Consider the following 22,899-nt stretch of genomic DNA (forward strand, 5'->3'; position numbering starts at 1 on the left):
ACTCAAACCCATGGAGGGGGTATGACACACGTTGTTGTGATAGGAGCGGGTCAGGCGGGGTCATCCCTCGTGGCGAAACTGCGCAATGGCGGTTTTCAGGGCAAGGTCACCCTAATCGGAGAAGAACCCGTCGCACCCTACCAGCGCCCCCCTTTGTCGAAGAAATATCTATTGGGTGAAATGGACCTTGATCGCCTTTTGCTGCGCCCAGAGAGTTTTTATTCAGAAAACGGGATCGACCTGCATCTCAATGAAACCGTTCAATCCATTGATGTGGCCGGCCAGGCGGTCGTGGCGGGCGGACACCGCATCAATTATGATGAACTGGTTCTGACAACAGGGTCCGTGCCCCGGCGGTTGCCGGCGGCTATTGGCGGGCTGCTGGACAGCGTCTACGTCGTGCGGGATCTCAAAGATGTCGATTCGATGGCCCCTGAATTTGCCGAGGGCAAACGGGTTCTGATTGTAGGTGGCGGGTATATCGGTCTTGAGGCGGCGGCTGTTGCGGCCTCGCGCGGGTTGGATGTCACTTTGGTCGAGATGGCGGACCGTATTCTACAGCGCGTGGCGGCGCCTGAAACCTCCGACTACTTCCGCACTTTGCACAGCGGAAAGGGCGTCAGGATTTTGGAAGGCGTGGGACTAGACCATCTCACCGGGGACAAAAAAGTGAGCGGCGCCAAACTTACCGACGGCACAGAACTTGACGTGGATTTTGTGATCGTCGGTGTTGGCATCAGCCCCGCCACGGCGTTGGCGGAGGCGGCCGGTTTGGACATTGAGAACGGGATCAAGACCGACGCTCAGGGGCGGACCTCGGTGCCGCATATCTGGGCAGCAGGCGATTGCGCATCGTTCCCCTACAAAGGCGCGCGCATCCGACTGGAAAGCGTGCCGAACGCCATTGATCAGGCTGAAATCGTTGCTGAGAATATCATGGGGGCGGACAAGGACTATGTCGCCAAGCCCTGGTTCTGGTCGGATCAGTATGATGTCAAACTGCAAATCGCCGGCCTGAATACGGGATATGACCGTGTCGTGACCCGCGAAGGTGGCGGCGGCTCAGTATCGTTCTGGTACTATCAAGGGGATCAGCTTCTTGCGGTGGACGCCATGAATGCGCCGCGCGACTACATGATCGGAAAACGCCTGATCGAATCCGGCAAGTCGCCCGCGCCTGAGACGGTTGCGGATCCGGACACCGACATGAAAGCGCTGATGAAGTTGTGAGGATCATTGCCGGACAATTCCGCGGGACAGCCCTTGCCAGTGTCGGCAAAGGGGACGCTGGCGCGCATCTCAGACCCACAACAGACCGCGTGCGTGAAAGCCTGTTCAATGTTTTGATGGGCGGAAAATTCGGCGATCCCATCACGGGTGCACGGGTTTTGGACCTGTTCGCGGGAACGGGGGCGCTGGGGCTTGAAGCGCTGTCGCGTGGGGCCAGTCATGTGACCTTTGTCGATGACGGGCGCAAGGCGCAAAGTCTGATCCGCGACAACATTCGGATTACGAAAGCCAAATCTGAAACGGGCCTCTCGTCTCGGGATGCGACCCGATTGCCCCCCAATGACGGAGACGCATACGACCTGATCTTTCTTGACCCGCCCTACGGTAAGGCGTTGGGACAATCCGCGCTGGCCACTGCCCAAAAGGGCGGCTGGATATCGGAAACGGCCCTGATAGTCTGGGAAGAAAATGCGCCGCAACTACCCCCTCAAGGATTCGCGTTACTGGACCAGCGTAAATATGGCGACACTCATGTGACCTTTCTCCAACCGGCCTGAAAACGTAATCAACCCTATGTGATCCCCCACTTCTGTAAAAATGTGGTAGTGTAACTCAATCACAGCAGGCTCCCGTGTGGGTTGGTCCTGCAAATGCAAAGAGCCAACCCCCTCGGAGAAACCAACGACCTGCCGTGTCTTGCAAGGGAGGTTGAGATGGTTGAGACAATTGGAAACCCGCTGACATGGGGCGTGCGCGCGATCGCAAAAAGCGGTCAAAGTGTGGACGAGGCCATCACTCACCTTGGCAGCGATGTACGAGTCACCCCGCGTGTTCAAAGGATTGGCGCGCATAAGGTTGCGTCTGCCCTGCGTGCGGGATGGGTTGATACACAGAAATTCAGAAGTGATGTCTTCGTCTTGATGGCGATCTATCCTTTTGTGGGGATCGCGCTTTGTGTCGTGGCGTTCAACCTCGCCTTCCTGCCGGCCTTGTTTCCAATGACCGCAGGCTTTGCCTTGCTGGGGCCCGCGGCGGCGACTGTTCTTTATGTGCAGAACAAACTGGGTGAGAGCGGAGAGGAGCCTTCGATCCTGTCTGCCGTCAGTGCGCTCAGGTCAAAATCCATGGGGCCAGTTCTGTTTCTATCGATGTATCTGTTGGTGCTGTTTGTCTTCTGGATGGCAGCGGCGATGTGGGTCTATCGCATTACGCTCGGGCCCGAGTTGCCCGTCGGGGCAACGGCGTTCCTGCGCGATGTTTTGACAACACTTGAAGGCTGGACGATGATCTGGCTTGGGTGCGGGATCGGCGCGGTGTTCGCGACTCTTGTGCTGCTTACCTCTTTGGTAAGTTTCCCGATGCTAGTGGATCGGCCAGTGGGCTTGCCGGTGGCGGTTGCGACATCTCTTCGGGTCGCTGTGAAGAATCCTTTGCCCACGGCCCTCTGGGGTCTCACCGTGGCGGGGCTGTTGTTCTTGGGCAGTCTGCCGTTCTTTCTGGGTCTGGTGATCGTGTTGCCGGTGCTTGGACACGCGACATGGCACTTCTACCGGGCGGCTGTCCAATTCGAGTGACTCGACCCGGCACGCAAAATGAAAAGGGCCGCCTCAGTGGGCGGCCCTGTCAGTTCCAGCAGTATTTGCTTAATTCATCGGTGCAGAGCTGTCGCGCGTGATCTGAACTGCAGCGCGTGCATCTTCCACAAGTGTCGCGCCATCTAGGCCCTTCTTGGTCATCTCCGCAATCCAGTTCTGCGTGACGACGTCGCCCAGTTCCTGAATGCGGGCGGTTTCCGCCTCATTCAGTACAGCAATTTCATTGCCCGCTGCGGTCATGACATCTTTGCCAACCTTGTCACCCGTGTCATGGGCGCGTCCGGCCCAAGCCGATGCGAAGAAGCCCGAGTTCGCGTCTATGACCGCTTTCAGGTCATCTGGCAGGCTTTCATACTTGGATTTGTTCATCGCCCAGATGAAGTAAAGGTTGTAAAGCGACTTGTCCCCGGCAACATCGGTGTGGCTGTCGGTCAACTCGTCCAGCTTTAGCGACGGCGACATTTCCCAAGTGATGACACCGCCATCCACAACCCCTTTGGACAGGGCTTCGGGGAAGGCAGGCACGGGCATCCCGATCGGCGTTGCGCCGACCTCTTTCAACAAAAGGGTCGCAGGGCGCGAGGGGCCGCGCAGCTTGAGACCTTCAAAGTCCTCGACGGTCTGCACCGCAGGGCCTTTCTTATGCACAAGGCCGCGGCCATGCATATGCGCTGCGATGACGTGCACATCCTTGAAGTCGTCCATCAGGTGTTTTTGCGTAAAGACCCAAGCGGCTTTCGAGGCTTCCTCGGCCGATTTCGTGACCATGAAAGGCAGTTCCATGGCTTCGGCTTCGGGGAAACGTCCGGGCTGATAACCGGGGATCACCCAGCCGCCGTCAATGGCGCCGTCGCGGATAAGGTCATACTGGCTGGGGGCTTTGCCACCCAATTGCATGAACGGATAGATTTCGACTTTGATCCGGCCATTGCTGTCTTGCTCCACCTTCTCGGCCCAAGGGCCAATGAAATAGGTGGGATTGGCGGATTTTGGCGAAACGAAGTGCTGGAAGCGGAGTGTCACTTCCTGCGCGATAACGTTGGTTGCGGTGAGCCCCAGAAGGGCGGCGAGGGCTGCGGATTTGAGTGTTTTCATATCCCGAGCCTCCTCCTCGATTGGTGAACGTCAAGCGGCGCTGCTGCGCTGCGGCGTGTGATGGTTATAAGGAGTGCACCGTGGTCTTGCAAACGGTTCTCAATCACACGTGTTCCCCTTGTAAGTGTCTATCATGTTGAAATTATTTTCAGAAATTTGACTGCGTGGGAAAAATTCAGCGAAAGTCACGTTGACACAAAACGATGGAATCAACCGAAAAAAACCGGTTGATTCCCGTCTTCAGGCCATCTTGCTCTGAGGGTTAGCCGTAGGTCGGATGAAACTTTCCGGCAGGCGACAAAGTAAAGATATCAACCCCGTCCGCAGTGACGCCGACCGAGTGTTCAAACTGTGCTGAGAGCGACTTGTCCCGCGTCACCGCAGTCCAGTCATCCGCAAGCACCTTGGTTTCGGGGCGCCCCAGATTGACCATCGGTTCAATCGTGAAGAACATGCCTTCTTCCAGAACCGCACCGGTTCCGGCACGGCCATAGTGGAGCACATTCGGCGGCGCATGAAAAACCTGCCCAAGACCATGGCCGCAGAATTCGCGCACGACCGACATGCGGTGCCCTTCCACGTAAGTCTGGATGGCATGGCCGATGTCACCGAAAGTATTGCCGGGTTTCACAGCTTCGATCCCGATCATCAGGGCATCGTGCGTGACCTGTATCAGACGTTCGGCCTTGCGGTTCAGTTTTCCGGCCACGTACATCCGGCTGGTGTCGCCAAACCAACCATCCACGATCACGGTGACATCAATGTTCAGGATATCGCCATCCTTGAGCTTTTTGTCACCCGGAATGCCATGACAGACGACATGGTTTACCGAGATGCAGCTTGCGTGTTTGTAGCCTCGGTAGCCGATCGTAGCTGATTTAGCACCGGCGTCGTCGACTTTTTCCTCGATCAGTCGGTCAATTTCACCCGTGGTCTGACCCGGAAAGACATGTTCTGCGATCTCGTCAAGAATACGCGCTGCCAAAGCGCCAGCCTTGTGCATGCCTGCAAAGTCCGAGTCCTGATGAATCCTGATCCCGTCGCGCGTCTGGCGGCCTTTGCCGATCATGTGCCTGATGCTCCAAATCATTTGTTCACAAGGTATTTAAGTGTGTTTTGCCCGGGACGCCAGTGGTCACTTGAAGCACCCTAAGGCGGTCGCGGCAGTTTCTTGGGGGTATTGGAGCGCTGTTCATGAACGCTAGGCCAACTCCTTGGTCATGAAAATGGATGACGTATTCGCCTCATAGTCACCAAAAGGTCCGCAATCCACATAGCCATGCGCCTTGTAAAGGCTGTGCGCCTGCACAAGCTTATCGCCGGTTTCAAGTTTGACCATGCGCAGGCCCTGCGCCCGTGCGTCGGCTTCAACCTTTTGCATCAAGAGGTGAGCGATCCCTTTCCCGCGGGCGCGAGGGTCGACAAACATCGACTTGATTTCGCCATAGTCGGTCTTGTTGGCAAGCGCGACACATCCCAGCGCCTTGCCGTCCTCACGTGCCACATAAAAGTTGATCGAGGGCACGCAGAGTTCTTCAATGTCGAGAAAATGGTTTTCTTCCGGCGCGAACAACGACTGCATCAGCGCATGGCTTTGGCGCAAAAGCGCCGTGGCTTGCGGGTCTCGGGGATCGGCTGGAAGAACCTTGATCGCGGACATTTACCTGTCTCCTGTCTGGGAATGTGCATGTTTGACAGGCCACGGGGCTTGTGTCCAGTAGGGGCGCAAGGGACACTTGCGTCAAAAGACAAAGATTCTCAGGCAAGACCCCTAGGGTAGCATCTGGGCGATGACCACGCGAGCCGACGGGCTCTGTGCGAACGGGGTGTCCGCAATCAAGGTTCAATATCTTGTGGATAACTCCTGTGTTCGGGGTATATGCTGTGGTTTGTCGTTGACTCAGCCACAACCGCTTGGGCAGGCTTTCAGAACACCGAGAATCACGAGGGCATGATCCAGCTTTGCGCTTTTCGAAACTCCGACTGACCGGCTTCAAGAGCTTTGTAGACCCCACCGACCTGATTATCGCGGATGGGCTGACCGGCGTTGTGGGGCCGAATGGCTGTGGCAAATCCAACCTTCTCGAAGCTTTGCGCTGGGTGATGGGGGAAAACCGCCCGACCGCTATGCGCGGCGGCGGCATGGAAGACGTGATCTTTGCGGGGGCGGCCACCCGTCCGGCCCGCAACTTCGCTGAAGTTGCGCTGCAAATCGATAATTCCGAACGCCTTGCACCCGCAGGATTCAACGATGAGGACAACTTGGAAATCGTGCGTCGGATCACGCGGGATGTTGGCAGCGCTTACAAGGTCAACAGCAAGGATGTGCGTGCGCGGGACGTGCAGATGTTGTTTGCGGATGCGTCGACCGGCGCCCACTCGCCCGCGCTGGTTCGGCAGGGCCAGATTTCCGAGTTGATCAACGCCAAACCCAAGGCGCGTCGTCGTATCCTTGAAGAGGCGGCGGGCATTTCTGGTCTCTACCAGCGTCGGCACGAGGCAGAACTCAAGTTAAAAGGCGCGGAGACCAATCTTGCCCGTGTGGATGATGTGATCGAACAACTGGCGGGCCAACTGGCCCAGTTGGCGCGACAGGCCCGGCAGGCCGCACGTTATCGTGCCATCGGCGAGGAATTACGCCAGTCTGAGGGGATGCTTCTTTATCGTCGTTGGCGCGAGGCGGACGAAGCCCGTGCCAAGGCCGACGAGGATTTGCGCGAGCGCACGACTCAGGCCGCCAAGGCCGAGGCTTTGGCCCGTGAGGCGGCCAAGCGTCGCGCCCAGCAGGACGAAGCTTTGCCACCCCTGCGCGAGGAAGAGGCGATTGCGGCGGCGATTTTGCAGCGATTGCAAGTGCAACGGGATGCTCTGAACGACCAAGAGGCGCATGCGCGTCAAATCATCGAGACTTTGAAAAACCGGATTGCGCAACTGGGATTGGATATCGAACGGGAAACAGGCCTTAACCGGGATGCTGGCGAAACCATCGAGCGTCTGGAATGGGAAGCCGAGCAGATATCGAAGGCGGGCGAAGGTCACGAGGACCGCTTTGAAATGGCTGCCGAAGAGGCGCGCGAAGCCGCAAGCGTTCTGCAGGATCGTGAAAGTGACTTGTCACAACTGACTGAAGACGTGGCCCGCCTGGCCGCCCGGCATCAATCTGCACAGCGCCTGCTGGAGGACAGCCGCAAGACCCAAGCTAAGAGCGAGGCCGAGGCTTTGAAAGCGCGTGAGGCCGTACAGCTTTCACAGGAGGCACTGTCCCGTGCGGCAGAGGATGTAGAACTGGCTCAAACGGCCGAGGCCGAAGCGTTGGAGGCTGCACAGGCCTCGGAGGAGGCGTTGGCCCGTGCGGAAGAGGAACGGGCAGAAACACAGGCGCGCGAAGCGGATGCCAGGGCGGAACGGTCCGAGGCCGAAGGCGAATTAAATGCCTTGCGGGCCGAAACAACGGCGCTGGCTAAACTGGTGGAACGTGACACGGCCGAGGGTGGGCAAATACTGGACCGGCTTCAGGTGCAGCAGGGGTTTGAAAAGGCTTTGGGCGCGGCCTTGGCCGATGATCTGAGGGCGCCCGAAGTGGACGAGGATGGGCCGTCGGGTTGGCATGTCTTGCCGCCCTATGACACGGATCAGGCGTTGCCGGACGGGGTAACGTCACTGGTGGCGCATGTGTCTGTACCCGAGGTGCTTGAACGCCGGATGAGCCAGATCGGTCTCGTGGCAACGGAAGATGCGATGGCGCTGCAACCCTTGCTCAAGCCGGGGCAGCGCCTTGTTTCGCTGGAGGGGGATTTGTGGCGCTGGGACGGATACCGGGCCTGGGCCGAAGATGCCCCAAGCGCGGCGGCCCTGCGTTTGCAGCAATTAAACCGGCTGGAAGAGTTGAAACAGCAACTGGCGCGTGCCACCGCTCGGGCAGATGGTGCGGTTCAGGCGCATGAAACCCTCCAGATGCGCCTTCGCGAACTGTCAGAGATGGACAAGGCCGCACGGTTGGCCCGTCGCGATGCCGACCGCGCCGTGGCTGATGCGAACCGGGCGCTGAGCCGTGCCGAAGCGGATCGCAATCTGGCTGAGGGTAAGCTCGAGTCACTGGGGCTGGCTGTAACCCGGCACGAAGAAGAAGCGATGGCCGCGCGCGCGCAGCTTCTCGAAGCGGAACGCGGTCTGGCCGATCTGGGTGATCTGGATGCGGCCCGCGCCGAGGTCGAAGACGTAAAAATGACGGTCGAGGCCGCGCGGATCACAATGATGTCGCGCCGCTCAGCTCATGACGAAATCCGCCGCGAAGGCGAAGCACGCCTGAAGCGATCGCAGGAAATCACCAAGGAAATCAGTGGCTGGCGGCACCGTCTTGATACGGCGGAAAAGCGGATCAACGAACTGGCCGAACGCAAGGCTGCGTCCGAGGAAGAGCTTTACGAGGCTGGAACAGCCCCCGAAGAGATTGCCGCCAAGCGCGAAGAGCTGACCAATGCCATCGAGGATGCAGAAGACCGGCGCCGGGCTGCCTCGGACGTGCTGGCCGAGGCAGAAACCGCCGCGCGAGAGTCAGAGCACGCGGAACGCGAGGCCGAGCGTCTGGCCGGGGAAGCCCGCGAAGCCCGCGCCCGATCAGAGGCCCGTGCAGATGCGGCAAAGGAAACCGTGTCCTACGCGGCCGAGCGGATTTACGAGGAACAACAGGTTTCCCCTGCAAAACTGCTTGAGACGTTGGACGTCAATCCGGATGAAATGCCGGACAGCCACGCGATTGAGGCGGATGTGAACCGTCTCAAACGTCAGCGCGACAGCCTTGGCGCAGTCAATTTGCGAGCTGAAGAGGATGCCAAGGAAGTTCAGGAAGAACACGATACGTTAGTCACTGAAAAGACCGACCTTGAAGAGGCGATCCGCACTTTGCGGAACGGGATTGCGAGCCTGAACCGGGAAGGGCGCGAACGCCTGTTGACTGCGTTTGAGCAAGTCAACAACAACTTCTCATTGTTGTTCCGGCACCTTTTCGGCGGCGGCGAAGCCAATCTGGTTTTGGTCGAAAGCGATGATCCCCTTGAGGCCGGTCTCGAAATCATGTGCCAGCCGCCGGGCAAGAAACTGTCTACCCTTTCGCTGCTTTCGGGTGGAGAGCAGACCCTGACGGCGATGGCGCTCATCTTCGCGGTCTTCCTGGCCAACCCCGCCCCGATCTGTGTGCTGGACGAGGTCGACGCTCCGCTAGATGATGCAAACGTGACGCGGTTCTGTGATCTGCTTGATGAGATGTGCCGCCAAACCGACACGCGCTTCCTGATTATCACCCACCATGCCGTGACCATGGCGCGGATGGATCGCTTGTTCGGTGTGACAATGGCCGAGCAAGGCGTGTCGCAGCTTGTCTCTGTTGATCTGAAAGCCGCAGAAACCCTTGTAGCCTAAAGCTTCCAATATCTTGCACAATGACTTCACCCGAACGTGACACGCGTATTGTCAGCAGGTGTGTCAAGGTGGATTTCGGAGGCACGCGTCATGAAATCAATCTTTGTCCTACTGCTACTCGCCGGGCCCGTCTGGGCGGAAGACTGGAAAATGCGCGATGGAGATCGTCTGTTCTCGGCAGAAGAATTGCTTGCACGTCTGACTGCATCCTCGTTGGTTTTCTATGATGACGGCGAATCCGTTTACGGGAATGAAGGTGCCTATACTTACACCTATGGCGGTGGCGGGAGGTGGGAAGGCTGGTACGATATCCACGAAGGAAGCGTGGTGTGCGTGACCTTTGTAACGGGCGCCTCGCGTTGTGACCGGATCGTCGAAAACGCAGGCAGGCTGGTTTTGCTGACCGAAGCAGGAGAACGGTTTCCCGTTCGCCCCTAACGCTGGTCGGGATTAGGCGAGAAGATCGAAGCTCGCGCTGCCTGTCACCTGAACGGTAAGGGAATCGAGATCTGCGCCGTCGATCAATGCCCAAACGATATGTCCAGTCGGTCGGTGCGTGATGAAGGCCTCTTCGATGTCGCTTTGTCCTGCACCCGGTGTATTGGCAAAACTGACCAAGAAGTCGTTTTGCGTAGCGCCTGACTGTCCAAAGACCAAAACATCACCGTCCGCGTCAGAATAATCCTGCACCCAGTCCGAGCCATGATCGCGGATCCCAAGGTGATAGAACCGGTCCGCCCCGGTGCCGCCGTTCATGCGGTCGTAACCGAACCCGCCATTCAGGAAATCTTCTCCGTCGCCACCCGACAAGGCATCGGAAAGGGCCCCGCCCGACAATTCGTCATTTCCATTCTGGCCTCGCAGATCGTCCGACCCGAACCCACCCAACAGTGTGTCATTACCGTCCATGCCGAACAAAAGGTCATTTCCGTACGATCCGTCGGCGCGGTCATCTCCGGCACCCGCATAGATGATGTCGCGCAGGTCATCGGATGTGGCCCCACCGGCAATCTGATCGTCACCATCGCCACCATTCAGTGTGTCGCGCCCGTCACCGCCATAGATCGTGTCGTTGCCAGCCAGACCGGCAAGGCGGTCATCATTATTATCACCTTGAAGAAGGTCATCGTCGTCGGTGCCGTTCTGGTCGATAGCGGGGTTTGAGGCGAGCTGACGCAACTCATCAAAGGAGTATTCCACGATCTGGCTGCCCCAGAGATCAAGTTCTTCAAACTGGATCGTCTCGACATTCTCAATCGTGACCGCGGTCCAGCGGCCGCGGGCTATCGTAATGGCTCCGCCGTCTTCCAGCGTAAGCGTATAGTCGCTCAGTTCGCGCATGTCTCTAAACAGCAGCGTGTCATGACCTTCACCGCCATCATATCGAACGATATCCCCGTAGTAGATCATCGTGTCATCGCCAATGCCGGTCTCATAGTCGCCGCCATTGTGTGATGCGACAAAGACATCATCTTCAGTTGAGGCGCTACGGTTGGGAATGCTGGACAGAAGGATATCTTCGCCGGGTCCGAACCCGCTGTTTTCACTGGCAGCGCCCCCCGCCGTTACAACCCGGTTGAAGAAATTGGCTTGCGTGATCGTGGTGAGTTGGGGAAGTGGATCGCCGCCCAGTTCAAAATACCAGATCTTGTCCACGTTATAGTTTGTGATCCGGAAGACATAGCTGGTGTTGCCCTGCCAGCGTATCCAGCCGATGTTGAAATCGTTGAACACGCCCGGTGAACGGCCAAGTCGTCCGAGGTCGGTGACTTCGAAAGAGGCGATATCAGAAAGGCCAAGATAGATCAGCGGCAGGTTCTGCGGGATCGCATCCCCGATCGAGTAGGTCAGCGCGCTTTCCGTTCCATCGAAGAAAACGACTGTGGCTTCGGCCTGTTCTACGGCCGTAATCCGGTCGTTGTCTCCGAAAGACACCATAGTGCCGGCAAAGGTATAAGTGGTCATAAAGGGATACTCGTTATTCTTAGAATTGAAGGCGCAATTCAGAGTTTGTTTAGCAGCTCGGTGGTTGGCCACGCATCCGCCGGTAGTCCAAGACGCTTTTGTTCGGCCTGAACGGCGGCACGGGTATTTTTGCCGAGAATACCGTCGATTTTACCGACATTGTGCCCACGGTTTTGCAGTTTACGTTGCAGGGATTTCATTTGGTTGCCGCTGAGGCCGGGGTCCGGATTGCCTGCGATATAGGGCTTTGCCCCTTCCAGCCGCGTTGCGAAATAGGCCGCCGTTGTTACGTAGACAAAGCTCTGGTTCCATTCGAAGTAGACGCGAAAATTGGGATAGGCCAAAAAGGCCGGACCCTTGCGCCCCTGCGGCAGAATCAGCGATGCGGGCAGGTTGGCAAGCGATCCTTGCCGCGGTTTGATCCCAAGTCGCGCCCAGTCACGTGTGGATTTGATCGTCTCGAGACCCGACAGAGACCAGTCCATGTTTTGCGGGACCACCACCTCTTGCAGCCACGGCTGCCCGGCTTTCCAGCCGAGGTGTTGCAGCATCTTGCCACCCGAGGTCAGGGCATCTTGCGCCGAGGTCTTGAGGCGGACCTTTCCGTCGCCATCCGCATCGACGCCATTTTCGATGATGTCGGCGGGCAGCATTTGCACCATTCCGATCTCACCCGCCCAAGCCCCGGTGGTCTTGGTCGGGCTGAAATCGCCGCGCGAATACAGTTCAAGGGCAGCGAACACCTGAGGGCGGAACAGATGCGGACGCCGGCAATCATGCGCCAGCGTCACGAGCGAGTTCAGCGTGTTATAATCCCCCTGAAAGGCCCCATAGTCGGTTTCAAACGCCCAGAACGCCAGAAGAACCCCGCGCGATACGCCGTATTTCCGCTCGATCGCGTCAAAGGTGCTGGCATATTGCTGGGCCTTGCGACGGCCCATATCGATGCGGTTTTGGCTTATCAAACGCCGGGAAAAGTCGACAAATGGCATTTGGAACACACCCTGCGCGCGGTCCGCTTTCAGGGTTCTGGGATCCTGGCGTACACTGGCAAAGAAATTGTCGACCGTTTTCTTGGTATAACCTTGGGATATGGCTTCTTTCTTGAGGTCAGTTACAAACCCCGAAAAAGATCCGCCGCACGGGGTTTGGGCCAAAGCGGGTCCTGCCGACAGGACAAGCGCGGCAAGAAGAAGAGAAAATCGCATGAAAACCTCTGAAAAATGCATTTACGGCCATCCATACCATTTGGATAAGTTCCGGAAAATTAGAAAATCGACACGATAAAGCAAGTCAGGAAAAAGGCACCCCAGACGCGCCAAAGGACCCCGCAGGCCGCGTCGATGTCGTCAGGACCCAATTCTTTGCGGCCCAGCGGGTTTACAAACGGGAACTCGCGCATCTGACCATGATAGGCACGGGGCCCGGCAATCGCGACGCTCAAGGCCCGAGCCATGGCTGCCTCGGGCCAGCCTGCATTGGGTGAAAGATGCTTTTGTGCGTCCGTCCGAATCTCGCGCCACGCCGCCAGACCGTGGTGTGTGAGCGCAATCAACAGGGCGGTCAATCGGGCAGGAATCCAGTTTAATATATCGTCCAACCGAGCCGCCGCCCAGCCGAAGTCTTTGTAGCGCGGGGTGCGGTAGCCGATCATGCTGTCTGCCGTGTTGACGATCTTGTAAACCAAGATCCCCGGCAACCCTGCGACGAGGAACCAGAAAGCAGGGGCGATCACGCCATCCGAGAGGTTCTCGGCGGCAGACTCAATCGCCGAGCGCGAGACAGCCGACCTGTCCATGAGGCCAGTGTCGCGACTCACGATCATGGCCACCGCGCGTCGTCCATCCCCAAGTGAAACCCTTAGGGCATCTGCGACCGCCTTCACATGGTCGACCAGCGACCGTTGTGCCAAAAGTACGGAACAGATCAACACTTGCGGCAGTCCCCCGAACAAGGACAGCAGCCAACCCAGCCACAGCATCAACAAAACAAGCCCGGCGATGGCAGCGATCCCGGCGAGTTTCTGGAATTGACCTTTGTTCAGGCGTAAATCCGCCGCCCCTACAAGCCGCCCCATCAGAACCGCAGGATGCGGCGCGCGTTTCCAGAGCCAATCAGGCTCTCCGAAAACTGCGTCTAGCAGTAGGGCAAGGCAGAGAATTTCAACCGTACTCATAGTGCCGCCTCAAGCTGTGCCCATCGCGCGGCAGGGGGCAGGCCAAGGCGCAGGTAGCTGTCGGAATAAGGGAAGATGCGTGTCCAGATGTGGTACTGCGCAAGGCGTTCTTGCCATGCTTGCGCGTTGTCCACGTCATAAAGGCGAAACAGCGGGGTGCCACCTACGAGATTTGCACCTTTAGCCTGAACCAGCGCGTCGAGCCTTTGAGCGTCGCGTTCAAGGCGCGCGCGCGTCGCTTGGGCCCACGCCATGTCTTTCAGTGCGGTGGCGCCAATCCGCAAAGCCGGCCCCGAGACGGCCCAAGGCCCCGTGAGGTCGCGCAAACGTGCGATCAGGCCCGGATCTCCGATTGCAAACCCGAGGCGAAGTCCGGCGAGTCCCCAGAACTTGCCAAAGCTTTTCAGAACGATGCGCCCTTGCCTATTGCTTTGGCAGATAAGACTTCTTGAAGGGGACACGTCACAAAAACTCTCGTCGATGATAGTCAGGGGTGCGGTTAGGTCGCTCTTGTCCCAGTAGTCGCCCGTCGGATTGTTCGGATGCACAAGAACACGCGCTGCTGGTTGTGCCTCGCCGCGGTGCCATCCTTGCGCCAGAAAGGCGGCGGCATGTTCGTTATAGGTGGGTTCCGGAATATCCACCGCGCCAACTGGTGCTAATGCGGGAATGCAGGCAATCAGGGCAGACGCCCCCGGTGCAGCCAGAATGTCGGCGTCTTCCGGAACGTTCCAGAATTGCCGTGCCGCGTCGGTCAAGGCATCCTGTGCAGCTTGGTCCGGCAACGCCGCCCAGTCCTGCATCGGCAGGTCTTGGATCGGATAGGGATCGGGATTGATGCCGGTCGACAGGTCGATCCAGTCCGTGCGCGTCCCGCCCCATCGGGCCATGGCCGCATCCAGCCCGCCACCGTGATCTCGGGGTGTCATTTTTCCGGCCGGGGTCATCGGGATCTCCGTTTGGTTGCGCGCGATAAGAAGCGGAAATCCGCCGGTTTGACAAGCCAGCTTGGCGCACCTCAAATCATTAACTGCGAATTAACCAATTCTTAGGACCTTACAAACAATAAGCGTGAATTGTGTGTAAAATTGTAACGAGTGCGGAGACCGAGAGGGGTGGTCATGCGTGTTTTGATTGTAGAGAGCGACCCGGACCTGGGTCGTATCTGGCAACGACATATGGAAAGACTGGGGGCCAGTGTGATCCTGGCCCTGGATCAACGCAGCGCAATACACGCGCTACGCATGAACGAGTTCGAGATCATCGTGCTGGATCTTGTGTTGGCGGAAGGTGCGGCGCTGGCGATTGCCGATTTTGCAAGCTATCGCCGCCCGAAGGCGCGGGTTATTTTCGTAACCAACACCTCTTTTTTTTCGGACGGATCCATCTTCAGCTATAGCGCAAACGCATGTGCCTTCGTTCAATCGAACACGCCGCCGCAGGATTTGGCGGCGATGGTCGAACACTATGCGGATGCACCCTGAGGGAAGGGCGCGCGCCGTCACCTTTGTTCACCGGTCATGCGGCTCCCAATAATCCAGAACCGGATTGATCGGGATGATGCGATGCGGATTAATGCTGTCGTGGCTGTAATGATAGTGCCGCACGATGTGGTCAAAATTGACAGTCTCGGCAATGCCCGGCATTTGGTACAACGCCCGCAGATAGGCCCAGATGTTGGGATAGTCCACGATCCGTTTGCGGTTGCATTTGAAATGCAGGTGATAGACCGGGTCGAACCGGATCAGCGTGGTGAACAAGCGCCAGTCCGCCTCGGTCAAACGCTCGCCAAGCAAAAACCGGTGCGTGCCCAACAGGTCTTCAAGCCAGTCCAGTGTGTCAAACAAGGGCTCCACGGCCGCGTCATATGCTGCCTGAGAGGTTGCAAACCCGCATTTATAGACTCCGTTGTTCAGAGTATCATAGATGCGGTCGTTGATGTCGGAGATCGGTTCTCGAAGGTCTTCGGGCCAGTAATCGTTTTCGTTTTTCGTAATCCCGTCAAAGGCCGAATTGAACATGCGGATGATCTCGGCGCTTTCATTGGAGACGATTGTGCCTTGGTGTTTGTCCCATAGGATAGGAACGGTCACGCGACCAGAATAGCTGGGGTCGGCGCGGGTATAGATTTGGTGGGCATACTCGCTCTGAAACAGATCGTCGCCGTTTGCACCATACGCATCCGTCTGGAAAGTCCAACCCTCAGACAGCATGTCCGGATGCACCGCCGACACAGAAACGTGGTCAGCAAGGCCCTTGAGTTGCCGAAAGATCAGCGTGCGGTGTGCCCACGGGCAGGCGTAAGAGACATACAGGTGATAGCGCCCGGTTTCGGCCTTGAAACCAGATTTCCCGGAAGGGCCCGCCGCGCCATCCACTGTAATCCAGTTGCGGAACTGAGACTCGGAGCGCACGAATTTTCCACCATTCGATCCCGTATCGTACCATTGATCTTTCCACTGACCTTCGACCAGCAAACCCATGCCTTGCTCCTTTTGTAAAACTCAATGGGCAACCTAGTGCGGTCGGTGTGAGGACAAAACGCAACAGGGCGCAAATCACTTGCGCGCAAATGCACAATGACGCGGCTGTCATGAAAACGTGGCTTGACCAGAATCGGGGGCCTTGGGCACGATAAAACCAACAAGGGAGACGACCGATGACAACTTTTCTGCCCAAAGATGTTCAGGCGGGGCTGGATGAGGCCCGTAAGAAGAGCCTCAAAAAGAGCAGCCGCCTGCGGGTCGAGGCGGACGGTCAGTCCTTCCGCGTTCTCAAGTTTCGGGGTGACGGTTTTTCGCTGGACATCGAAGATGCGCCGCATTTGCGCGGGCTGGTCGACCTTTATGATGGGGGGCGACATCTCTCACAATGCCTGATCGTGGCATCCGAAGCCGAGGGCGACCTGATGCATTACGAATTCAAGCGTGCGACTGCAGCTGCGGACAATGCTCCGGTTGATTTTTTCCGCGGTGAGAACGCGCCGGTTGCCCTGATCACGCGTGATGCGTGATCGCCGAATACAGAAATTCCCTGATCGCAAAACAGCTTAGAGACCGAATCGCTTTCCACACCGCTGGGTGAGCGCGACGGCAAAAATCGGGAAATCGGGCGTGGCAGGTGGTAGGACTCGCTCGCCTTTCTTGGCTTAGGGCTTATTGCAAATCCGAAAACGCTTCGCTCAGGCGCTCACAGGCCTGTTGTACAAGGCTGCGCGGGGTGGCGATGTTGAACCGCAGATAGGTTTCGCCGCCCTTGCCAAAGGTCACACCGTGGTTCGGCGCGACGCGCGCGGTCTTTTGGACGCGTTCGATAAATTCGTCCGGTGCCATGCCCGTATCGGCAAAATCGACCCAGCTGAGATAGGTTGCTTCCAATGGCATGGAACGCAGGCCCGGAATGGCGTTCACCGCGGAGTCGAAAAGTTTGCGGTTGCCATCCAGATACTGCACCAGATCATCCACCCAGGCCGCCCCTTCCGGGGAGTAGGCCGCTTCTGCCATGAACAAACCGAACGAGTTGGGCGACAATCCCAAAGCGGCCATTCGGGCAGCAAAGAGTGCGCGCAGCTTGTCGTCGGGAATGATGACATTGCCCGAATGAGACCCAGCAATGTTAAAGGTCTTGGTGGTCGCGGTCATCATCACAAGGCGGTCGGTGATGCTGTCGTCTACCAGTGTCATCGGGATATGCGTATTGCCGGGATAGACCAGATCATGGTGAATTTCATCTGACACCAAAACAAGGTCATGGCGCTTGGCAAAATCGGCCACACCTTGCAGTTCCTCACGGGTCCACACACGGCCGCCCGGGTTATGAGGCGAACACAGGATGACCATCTTTTCGGTGCCGGTCATCATCGCATCATAGGCGTCGAAATCCATTTCATAGAGCCCGTCATTGTTGACGAGTTCGAATTCCACCACCTTGCGACCTGCCGCCGATATCACACGGGCGAAGGCGTGATACACCGGCGTGAACAGGACCACGCCGTCGCCGGGGGCGGTATAGGCATCCACGCACATGGCCGTGCCATTCACGAGGCCATGGGTTGTGAAGATATGCGACGGGTCGACCTTCCAACCGTGGCGGGTTTCCATCCACCAGCATATGGCCGCCCGATACGCGGTTTCGTCGCCGTAATAGCCATAGATGCCGTGGTCGATCATGCGGGCCAGTGCATTGGTGATGCATTGCGGTGGGCGGAAATCCATATCCGCCACCCACATCGCAAGGCCATCCTTGGCAGGAACTCCATAGAGTTTTTCCATCATGTCCCACTTCACGGAATGGGTGCCATATCTGTTGATGACCTCGTCAAAGCTCATATCGGGTATCCTCTCGCCATAGGTTTGCCCGACGCTAGCGGATTGAACGGCGGGCGCAAGAGCCGTTGCAACCATGGGCGCCTTGGCCTAGATGAAACCCATGATCAAGCCAATCCTCATTCACCCCGACCCCCGCCTGAAAAAGGTATGCGCCCCTGTCGACGATCTGTCGGACGGTCTGCGCGATTTGGCCAAGGATATGCTGGCCACCATGTACGATGCCCCGGGGATCGGTCTTGCCGCGCCTCAGATCGGCGTTCTGGAGCGGTTGATCGTGATGGATTGTGTCAAAGATGGCGACCCCGAGCCCACAGTCATGTTCAACCCCGAGATACTGTCTTCGTCGGATGATCTAAACACCTATGAAGAGGGCTGCCTGTCGATCCCCGAACAATTCGCGGATGTCACACGCCCTGCCGAGGTGCGGGTCGGCTGGATCGACGAACAGGGCAATCCCCGCGAAAAGGATTTCGACGGGCTCTGGGCGACCTGCGTGCAGCATGAGATCGATCATCTGAACGGCAAGCTTTTCATTGACTACCTCGGGCCTATGAAGCGGCAGATGATGACGCGCAAATCGCAGAAACTGAAACGAGAACGCGCCCGCGTTTGACGCGATGGGAAAGGGCCCCTATGACCGTTCGTAAGTGCATTCCCTGGCCTGATAAGCGCTTGCGCGCATCGGCTGAACCTGTGTCCGAAATCACCGACGAGATCCATCAGATCTGGAACGACCTGATCGATACGATGGAGGCCATGCCAGGGGTGGGCATGGGGGCAAACCAGATCGGGGTGTTAAAGCGGCTTGCCGTCGTGGATGCCAGTGAAGAGCGTGGACAGGTCGTGCGCATGGCAAACCCCGAAATCCTGCACGCTTCGGTGCAGCTACGCGAACATGACGAGGCCAGCCCGAACTTGCCGGGGGTCTGGGCGACCATCAAACGTCCGCGTGCGGTGACCGTGCGCTATATGGATGAACACGGCTCAACCGTGGAGAAAGACTTTGTCGGGTTGTGGGCCACAAGCGTCCAGCACCAGATCGACCATCTGAACGGCAAGATGTATTTTGACCATCTCAGCAAAACCAAGCGCGACATGCTGATCAAGAAGGCGAGAAAGCAACGATGAAAATCGTATTCATGGGCACCCCTGAATTTTCCGTGCCGGTGCTGGATGCGCTGGTTGACGCGGGTCACGACATCGTTGCCGTCTATTGTCAGCCGCCACGTCCGGCAGGGCGCGGCAAGAAAGAACGCCCGACGCCGGTTCATGCGCGAGCCCTCGAACTGGGGCTTGAGGTTCGGCATCCGGTTTCGCTCAAATCGCAGCAAGAGCAGGACGCGATCCGTCAGCTGGAGGCCGATGTGGGTGTGGTCGTGGCCTATGGTTTGATCTTGCCGCAGGCGGTTCTTGATGCGCCAAAGCAGGGTTGTCTCAACATCCACGCGAGCCTTCTGCCGCGCTGGCGCGGGGCGGCGCCTATTCATCGCGCCATCATGGCAGGCGATCAGGAAACCGGCGTGTGCATCATGCAGATGGAGGCCGGACTCGACACGGGGCCTGTTCTTTTGCGCCGCGAGATCGCGATTGGCCCCGAAGAGACAACTGCACAGTTGCATGACCGCTTGTCTGAACTTGGCGCGGCGGCGATTGTCGAGGCCTTGTCGAAACTGGTTGATCTGACGCCAACCCCACAGCCCGAACGGGGCGTGACCTATGCCCACAAAATCGACAAATCCGAGAGCAAGGTCGATTGGTCCGTCCCTTCGCAAGAGGTGGACCGTTTGATCCGTGGCCTTTCGCCGTTTCCCGGGGCCTGGTGTGATATGAACGGACAACGGGTCAAACTGCTGGCTTCAAAGCTGGCCGAAGGGCATGGCCCTGCGGGCGCTGTGCTGGATGATTCACTGACCGTGGCCTGTGGGAAGGGGGCGGTAAAACTGCTGCGCTTGCAACGGGCGGGCAAGGGCGCACAGGATGCCGAGGTTTTTCAACGCGGTTTCCCGATCCCCGAGGGCACGCAACTCTGACCGGAGACTTCCATGTTTTTCACCTTCTTCGGAACTGTCATCATTGCGGGCATCATCGGGTATGCGTCTGAACGCAGTAAGTTCACCCATAACGGAATTATCCCCTCAATCATCATCTGTGTCGGTGGGGCCTTCCTGTTTTTCTTAGTGGGGCGCATGTTCGGGATCAGTTTCGGCAGTGCCGGGCTGGATGCCATCATCTCGTCCATCGGGGCCCTTTTAATCGTACCAACCCATTTCCGGCGTTAGGTGTTTGGGGCCAAAGCCCTAAAACTGTTTACGATTTGTCTAAAACACGATAGGCTATTCTCATAACAAGCGGCCGCGCTGAATGAGCCGCACCATATGAGGCAAAGAGAGAAAGTGGCTTATTCTGGCTTGAGGGGTGCGTCCGACGCACCCAAGGTTACCGTTGTTACCACGATGAAAGACGAAGGTGCTTATATCCCTGACTGGGTTGCGCATTACAAGACGCTGGGGGCAACCGACATTGTCGTTTTTACCAATGATGTGAACGACCAGACGGACCACATCCTGCGGCGGCTGACCGCGATGGGCGAAGTGCACCACCGCTTTAACCGCGTCATGCGGCGCGGCCCTCACAAAAGCGCCCTGATGTGGGCCGAATATGAACCGGCCGTGCGCGATGCCGACTGGTTGCTGGTGGTGGATGTGGACGAGTATCTCCAGATCAAAACCGGTGACGGCACATTTCAGGCGCTGATCGAGGCCAACGCCACGGCTGACGCGATTTCCTTTCCGTGGCGGATCTTCGGAAATGCCGGAATTCAGGGCATCGCGCGTGATCCAGTGCCAAAACTGTTCACACGGGCGCAGCCTGCAGTCGGCGCACCGGGCGAACACCGTTTCTTTAAGACGTTGCATCGCAATGACCGTACAAAATTTGCGCGCATGGGGGTCCACCGCCCGTTCCTTGCCGAAGATCATCCCCCGATCAACTGGGTTCTGCCCGACGGTACGCCGATCTTGCAAGACGACATGCCCGGCGCCTTGTTCGTACGTGACCATTACGGGTACGAGGCTGCGCAGTTGAACCATTATGCGCTGCGTTCGGTCGATGCCTTCCTCAACAAGAAAGCGCGCGGTCGTGCCAATCACCAGAACGGTACGATCGAGCTGGGCTATTGGCAGAAATTCAACAAGAACCACGAGGAAGATACTTCACTCGCCGAGAATTTCTTTGCAGCCGACGCCTATCGCGAGCGCATGTTCGCAGACGATCCGTTATTGCGGCGCGGGTTTGAAAAATCCGTGGTCTGGGCGCGCAGGTCTGCCCGCGCGGCAAGGCGGGATCCGGAAATCCAGAAATTCCTTGCGACCCTGACCGAGGATACAGGACAGGAACAAGCCAACACCAAAGTGGCCTGAACAGGCTAGGGTTTGAAGGGGGCCATGCCCGCGCGGGCCAGTTCGTCCGCGCGTTCGTTTTCCGGGTGTCCAGCGTGGCCCTTGACCCATTCCCATGTCACATCATGGCGGGCTTGGGCCGCGTCAAGCCGTTGCCATAGCTCGACATTCTTGACGGGCTTCTTGCTTGCGGTTTTCCAGCCGTTCCGCTTCCAGCCAAAAATCCAGCCGGTGACGCCATTTTTGACATAGGCGCTGTCTGTGACGACGGTGATCTTGCTGGGCTTTGCCAGGGTTTCCAACGCCATGATGGCCGCCATCAACTCCATCTTGTTATTGGTTGTCTCTGCCGCGCCACCTGAAAGCTCGCGTTCCTTGAGGATGTCGTCCCCGTTCATGGCGCGCATCAAAACCCCCCAGCCACCGGGACCGGGATTTCCAGAGCACGCACCGTCGGTATAAGCAAATAGATCAGGCATGGGACGCCACTGTTATCCAATCACTCACACTGCCTTCAAGCCCCTTTCCACGCCCCCGATTGATTTTAAGGATTGTGAAACCCGCACCTTGCAGCAAGCCCAGCAGTTCGTCTTCTTGATAATAGGTGTAGAAACGGCCTAGACGGTCGCGGGCGCATCCTGTGCCGCACTTCAAACCGATGTGAAAAGTACCGTTGTCCCTGAGCGCGCGGAAGATGGCGGCCAGATGGCGCGGCATGTCTGCACGCGGGGCGTGTAGCAAGCTGAAGTTAGCCCAAATGCCGTCATACAGATTTTCTTCGGTCAGGTCGTCAAAGCTGCCTTGTCGGGCGATAACGCCGGGTCGTGATGTCGCCCGCCGGACCATCTCGGGCGAGGGGTCCATCGCATGGGCGGTTAACCCATGACGGGCCATTTCCTCGGCGCTGTGTCCCGGACCACATCCCAGATCAAGAACGGCGCCTTTGGGCGGGACACGGGCGATGAAGGCGACCAATTGTTTGTCCCGCGCTTCGCTTTGGGTCATGGCCGCGTAATCTGCGGCGTGGGCGTTGTAGACTTCTATGGTTTCGCGATCGGTCATGCCCGCTCCAGCGCGAGTCGCCCGGCGAGGGCTACGAAGATCGCGGCAAAGCCACGGTTTAGCCAGCGCATGACGGCGGCACTTCCCAAAAGTAGATCCCGCGCCTTTGCGGCGAACACCCCGTAGAGCACGAACACCAAAAATGTGAGTAACATGAACACCGCACCGAGCAGCGCCATTTCCAGCGAAGCCGTGGCAGGGTTGCCCGATAGGAAGGGCGGCAACAGTGCCAGGAAAAACACCGAGAGTTTTGGGTTCAGGATGTTGATCAACGCTCCGCGTCGGGCAATGGCAATCCCATTCTGTTTCCTGTGGTCCGCGGTCACAGACAGCGCACCACCAGAGCGCAGAGCCTGCCACGCGAGGTAAAGAAGATAGGCGACACCTGCGAATTTTACGACGTTAAACAAAAGTGCAGAAGTATGCAGCACCGCAGCCAGCCCCAGTGTTGCAGCCGCCAGATGCGGGACGATGCCGAACGTGCCTCCGACCGCAGCCCAGATCGCCGCCTGTCGGCCTTGGCCCAACCCCATGGCAAGCGTGTAAATGACACCGGTGCCCGGCGCGATGACCACGACAAGGGCGGTCAAAAGAAACTGTGTGGAAATCATGAAAAATCCTTTGATGAACAG

Annotated in this window: 24 protein-coding genes; 12 read left to right on the plus strand and 12 right to left on the minus strand. The window is 57.9% G+C overall.

The genetic code is table 11. The features are described 5' to 3' along the window. Nucleotides 1–21: 21 nt before the first annotated feature. The 3 genes from WNE31_RS10050 (at nt 22) to WNE31_RS10060 (ending at nt 2,804) form a co-directional block, all read left to right on the plus strand. Nucleotides 22–1,230: an NAD(P)/FAD-dependent oxidoreductase gene (locus tag WNE31_RS10050; RefSeq protein WP_349979617.1), complete on the plus strand. Its 1,209-nt coding sequence runs from the start codon at nt 22–24 to the stop codon at nt 1,228–1,230. Beyond that, nucleotides 1,227–1,787 (plus strand): 16S rRNA (guanine(966)-N(2))-methyltransferase RsmD, encoded by a 561-nt coding sequence (rsmD, locus tag WNE31_RS10055; protein WP_349979618.1) that lies wholly within the window; start codon nt 1,227–1,229, stop codon nt 1,785–1,787. Before WNE31_RS10050 ends, rsmD begins: the two co-directional genes overlap by 4 nt. A gap of 156 nt (nt 1,788–1,943) precedes the next feature. Continuing rightward, complete coding sequence (locus WNE31_RS10060; RefSeq protein ID WP_349979619.1) at nt 1,944–2,804, plus strand: DUF2189 domain-containing protein; 861 nt, start codon at nt 1,944–1,946, stop codon at nt 2,802–2,804. 69 nt (nt 2,805–2,873) lie between these two features. Here WNE31_RS10060 and WNE31_RS10065 read toward each other — a convergent pair whose 3' ends face one another. The 3 genes from WNE31_RS10065 to WNE31_RS10075 all read right to left on the minus strand — a co-directional run bounded on the left by WNE31_RS10065 (nt 2,874) and on the right by WNE31_RS10075 (nt 5,580). Beyond that, a complete protein-coding gene (locus WNE31_RS10065; protein ID WP_349979620.1) occupies nt 2,874–3,920 on the minus strand; it encodes a TRAP transporter substrate-binding protein in 1,047 nt (348 codons plus the stop codon). A gap of 262 nt (nt 3,921–4,182) precedes the next feature. After that, on the minus strand, nt 4,183–4,989 hold the full coding sequence (gene map / locus WNE31_RS10070; RefSeq protein ID WP_349979621.1) for a type I methionyl aminopeptidase: 807 nt from the start codon (nt 4,987–4,989) through the stop codon (nt 4,183–4,185). A gap of 132 nt (nt 4,990–5,121) precedes the next feature. Further along, nucleotides 5,122–5,580, minus strand: coding sequence for a GNAT family N-acetyltransferase (locus WNE31_RS10075; RefSeq protein ID WP_349979622.1), 459 nt, complete (start codon nt 5,578–5,580; stop codon nt 5,122–5,124). Nucleotides 5,581–5,882: 302 nt separating this feature from the next. Between WNE31_RS10075 and smc the strand changes: the two genes are divergently transcribed. Further along, nucleotides 5,883–9,338, plus strand: coding sequence for a chromosome segregation protein SMC (gene smc / locus WNE31_RS10080; protein ID WP_349979623.1), 3,456 nt, complete (start codon nt 5,883–5,885; stop codon nt 9,336–9,338). Between the two features lie 90 nt (nt 9,339–9,428). Next, complete coding sequence (locus tag WNE31_RS10085; protein ID WP_349979624.1) at nt 9,429–9,776, plus strand: hypothetical protein; 348 nt, start codon at nt 9,429–9,431, stop codon at nt 9,774–9,776. Between the two features lie 12 nt (nt 9,777–9,788). On the opposite strand, the gene WNE31_RS10090 is transcribed toward WNE31_RS10085, so the two are convergent. From WNE31_RS10090 to WNE31_RS10105, 4 genes are read right to left on the minus strand one after another with little or no spacing between them, the layout of a single operon-like run. Beyond that, nucleotides 9,789–11,303 carry a calcium-binding protein gene (locus WNE31_RS10090; protein WP_349979625.1) on the minus strand — a complete coding sequence of 505 codons (1,515 nt, stop codon included), beginning with the start codon at nt 11,301–11,303 and terminating at the stop codon, nt 9,789–9,791. 38 nt (nt 11,304–11,341) lie between these two features. After that, on the minus strand, nt 11,342–12,511 hold the full coding sequence (locus WNE31_RS10095) for a lytic murein transglycosylase (protein ID WP_349979626.1): 1,170 nt from the start codon (nt 12,509–12,511) through the stop codon (nt 11,342–11,344). 59 nt (nt 12,512–12,570) lie between these two features. Further along, nucleotides 12,571–13,479 (minus strand): adenosylcobinamide-phosphate synthase CbiB, encoded by a 909-nt coding sequence (gene cbiB, locus WNE31_RS10100; RefSeq protein ID WP_349979627.1) that lies wholly within the window; start codon nt 13,477–13,479, stop codon nt 12,571–12,573. Continuing rightward, nucleotides 13,476–14,426 (minus strand): threonine-phosphate decarboxylase, encoded by a 951-nt coding sequence (locus tag WNE31_RS10105; RefSeq protein ID WP_349979628.1) that lies wholly within the window; start codon nt 14,424–14,426, stop codon nt 13,476–13,478. Before WNE31_RS10105 ends, cbiB begins: the two co-directional genes overlap by 4 nt. A gap of 174 nt (nt 14,427–14,600) precedes the next feature. Between WNE31_RS10105 and WNE31_RS10110 the strand changes: the two genes are divergently transcribed. Further along, entirely contained in the window at nt 14,601–14,963 is a 363-nt protein-coding gene (locus WNE31_RS10110) for a hypothetical protein (RefSeq protein ID WP_349979629.1), read from the plus strand. 27 nt (nt 14,964–14,990) lie between these two features. Here WNE31_RS10110 and WNE31_RS10115 read toward each other — a convergent pair whose 3' ends face one another. Beyond that, entirely contained in the window at nt 14,991–15,962 is a 972-nt protein-coding gene (locus WNE31_RS10115; RefSeq protein WP_349979630.1) for a glutathione S-transferase family protein, read from the minus strand. A gap of 176 nt (nt 15,963–16,138) precedes the next feature. Here WNE31_RS10115 and WNE31_RS10120 point away from each other — a divergent pair, with 176 nt between their 5' ends. Next, nucleotides 16,139–16,492, plus strand: a complete 354-nt coding sequence (locus tag WNE31_RS10120) for a hypothetical protein (RefSeq protein ID WP_349979631.1) — start codon at nt 16,139–16,141, stop codon at nt 16,490–16,492. Between the two features lie 142 nt (nt 16,493–16,634). Here WNE31_RS10120 and WNE31_RS10125 read toward each other — a convergent pair whose 3' ends face one another. Next, complete coding sequence (locus WNE31_RS10125) at nt 16,635–17,807, minus strand: MalY/PatB family protein (RefSeq protein WP_349979632.1); 1,173 nt, start codon at nt 17,805–17,807, stop codon at nt 16,635–16,637. A 100-nt stretch (nt 17,808–17,907) separates the two neighbouring features. On the opposite strand from WNE31_RS10125, the gene def (WNE31_RS10130) reads away from it, so the two are divergent. From def (WNE31_RS10130) to WNE31_RS10150, 5 genes are all read left to right on the plus strand, one after another. Next, nucleotides 17,908–18,420, plus strand: coding sequence for a peptide deformylase (gene def, locus WNE31_RS10130; protein WP_349979633.1), 513 nt, complete (start codon nt 17,908–17,910; stop codon nt 18,418–18,420). Nucleotides 18,421–18,440: 20 nt separating this feature from the next. Further along, complete coding sequence (gene def, locus WNE31_RS10135) at nt 18,441–18,935, plus strand: peptide deformylase (RefSeq protein WP_349979634.1); 495 nt, start codon at nt 18,441–18,443, stop codon at nt 18,933–18,935. Beyond that, the gene (gene fmt, locus WNE31_RS10140) at nt 18,932–19,837 is read left to right on the plus strand and encodes a methionyl-tRNA formyltransferase (RefSeq protein WP_349979635.1); all 906 of its coding nucleotides are present in this window, start codon (nt 18,932–18,934) and stop codon (nt 19,835–19,837) included. Before def (WNE31_RS10135) ends, fmt begins: the two co-directional genes overlap by 4 nt. Before the next feature lie 12 nt (nt 19,838–19,849). Further along, a complete protein-coding gene (locus WNE31_RS10145) occupies nt 19,850–20,086 on the plus strand; it encodes a hypothetical protein (RefSeq protein ID WP_349979636.1) in 237 nt (78 codons plus the stop codon). A gap of 114 nt (nt 20,087–20,200) precedes the next feature. Then, nucleotides 20,201–21,226 (plus strand): glycosyltransferase family 2 protein, encoded by a 1,026-nt coding sequence (locus WNE31_RS10150; protein WP_349979638.1) that lies wholly within the window; start codon nt 20,201–20,203, stop codon nt 21,224–21,226. A gap of 5 nt (nt 21,227–21,231) precedes the next feature. On the opposite strand, the gene rnhA is transcribed toward WNE31_RS10150, so the two are convergent. Genes rnhA through WNE31_RS10165 form a run of 3 tightly spaced genes read right to left on the minus strand, consistent with a single transcriptional unit; the run spans nt 21,232 to nt 22,878 of the window. Continuing rightward, complete coding sequence (gene rnhA, locus WNE31_RS10155; protein ID WP_349979639.1) at nt 21,232–21,684, minus strand: ribonuclease HI; 453 nt, start codon at nt 21,682–21,684, stop codon at nt 21,232–21,234. Continuing rightward, entirely contained in the window at nt 21,677–22,267 is a 591-nt protein-coding gene (locus tag WNE31_RS10160) for a class I SAM-dependent methyltransferase (protein ID WP_349979641.1), read from the minus strand. Before WNE31_RS10160 ends, rnhA begins: the two co-directional genes overlap by 8 nt. Then, complete coding sequence (locus tag WNE31_RS10165; protein ID WP_349979642.1) at nt 22,264–22,878, minus strand: LysE family translocator; 615 nt, start codon at nt 22,876–22,878, stop codon at nt 22,264–22,266. Before WNE31_RS10165 ends, WNE31_RS10160 begins: the two co-directional genes overlap by 4 nt. Nucleotides 22,879–22,899: the final 21 nt, after the last annotated feature.

Source organism: Shimia fortis (assembly GCF_040225985.1).
Taxonomy (GTDB): Bacteria; Pseudomonadota; Alphaproteobacteria; order Rhodobacterales; family Rhodobacteraceae; genus Shimia.

Bases quoted from the DNA above. Each gene is read 5' to 3' on its own strand.
- WNE31_RS10050 (WP_349979617.1), top strand. From the start codon at position 22: ATGACACACGTTGTTGTGATAGGAGCGGGTCAGGCGGGGTCATCCCTC.
- WNE31_RS10060 (WP_349979619.1), top strand. From the start codon at position 1,944: ATGGTTGAGACAATTGGAAACCCGCTGACATGGGGCGTGCGCGCGATC.
- WNE31_RS10065 (WP_349979620.1), bottom strand. From the start codon at position 3,920: ATGAAAACACTCAAATCCGCAGCCCTCGCCGCCCTTCTGGGGCTCACC.
- map (WP_349979621.1), bottom strand. From the start codon at position 4,989: ATGATCGGCAAAGGCCGCCAGACGCGCGACGGGATCAGGATTCATCAG.
- WNE31_RS10075 (WP_349979622.1), bottom strand. From the start codon at position 5,580: ATGTCCGCGATCAAGGTTCTTCCAGCCGATCCCCGAGACCCGCAAGCC.
- WNE31_RS10085 (WP_349979624.1), top strand. From the start codon at position 9,429: ATGAAATCAATCTTTGTCCTACTGCTACTCGCCGGGCCCGTCTGGGCG.
- WNE31_RS10090 (WP_349979625.1), bottom strand. From the start codon at position 11,303: ATGACCACTTATACCTTTGCCGGCACTATGGTGTCTTTCGGAGACAAC.
- WNE31_RS10095 (WP_349979626.1), bottom strand. From the start codon at position 12,511: ATGCGATTTTCTCTTCTTCTTGCCGCGCTTGTCCTGTCGGCAGGACCC.
- cbiB (WP_349979627.1), bottom strand. From the start codon at position 13,479: ATGAGTACGGTTGAAATTCTCTGCCTTGCCCTACTGCTAGACGCAGTT.
- WNE31_RS10105 (WP_349979628.1), bottom strand. From the start codon at position 14,426: ATGACCCCGGCCGGAAAAATGACACCCCGAGATCACGGTGGCGGGCTG.
- WNE31_RS10110 (WP_349979629.1), top strand. From the start codon at position 14,601: ATGCGTGTTTTGATTGTAGAGAGCGACCCGGACCTGGGTCGTATCTGG.
- WNE31_RS10115 (WP_349979630.1), bottom strand. From the start codon at position 15,962: ATGGGTTTGCTGGTCGAAGGTCAGTGGAAAGATCAATGGTACGATACG.
- WNE31_RS10120 (WP_349979631.1), top strand. From the start codon at position 16,139: ATGACAACTTTTCTGCCCAAAGATGTTCAGGCGGGGCTGGATGAGGCC.
- WNE31_RS10125 (WP_349979632.1), bottom strand. From the start codon at position 17,807: ATGAGCTTTGACGAGGTCATCAACAGATATGGCACCCATTCCGTGAAG.
- def (WP_349979633.1), top strand. From the start codon at position 17,908: ATGATCAAGCCAATCCTCATTCACCCCGACCCCCGCCTGAAAAAGGTA.
- def (WP_349979634.1), top strand. From the start codon at position 18,441: ATGACCGTTCGTAAGTGCATTCCCTGGCCTGATAAGCGCTTGCGCGCA.
- fmt (WP_349979635.1), top strand. From the start codon at position 18,932: ATGAAAATCGTATTCATGGGCACCCCTGAATTTTCCGTGCCGGTGCTG.
- WNE31_RS10145 (WP_349979636.1), top strand. From the start codon at position 19,850: ATGTTTTTCACCTTCTTCGGAACTGTCATCATTGCGGGCATCATCGGG.
- rnhA (WP_349979639.1), bottom strand. From the start codon at position 21,684: ATGCCTGATCTATTTGCTTATACCGACGGTGCGTGCTCTGGAAATCCC.
- WNE31_RS10160 (WP_349979641.1), bottom strand. From the start codon at position 22,267: ATGACCGATCGCGAAACCATAGAAGTCTACAACGCCCACGCCGCAGAT.
- WNE31_RS10165 (WP_349979642.1), bottom strand. From the start codon at position 22,878: ATGATTTCCACACAGTTTCTTTTGACCGCCCTTGTCGTGGTCATCGCG.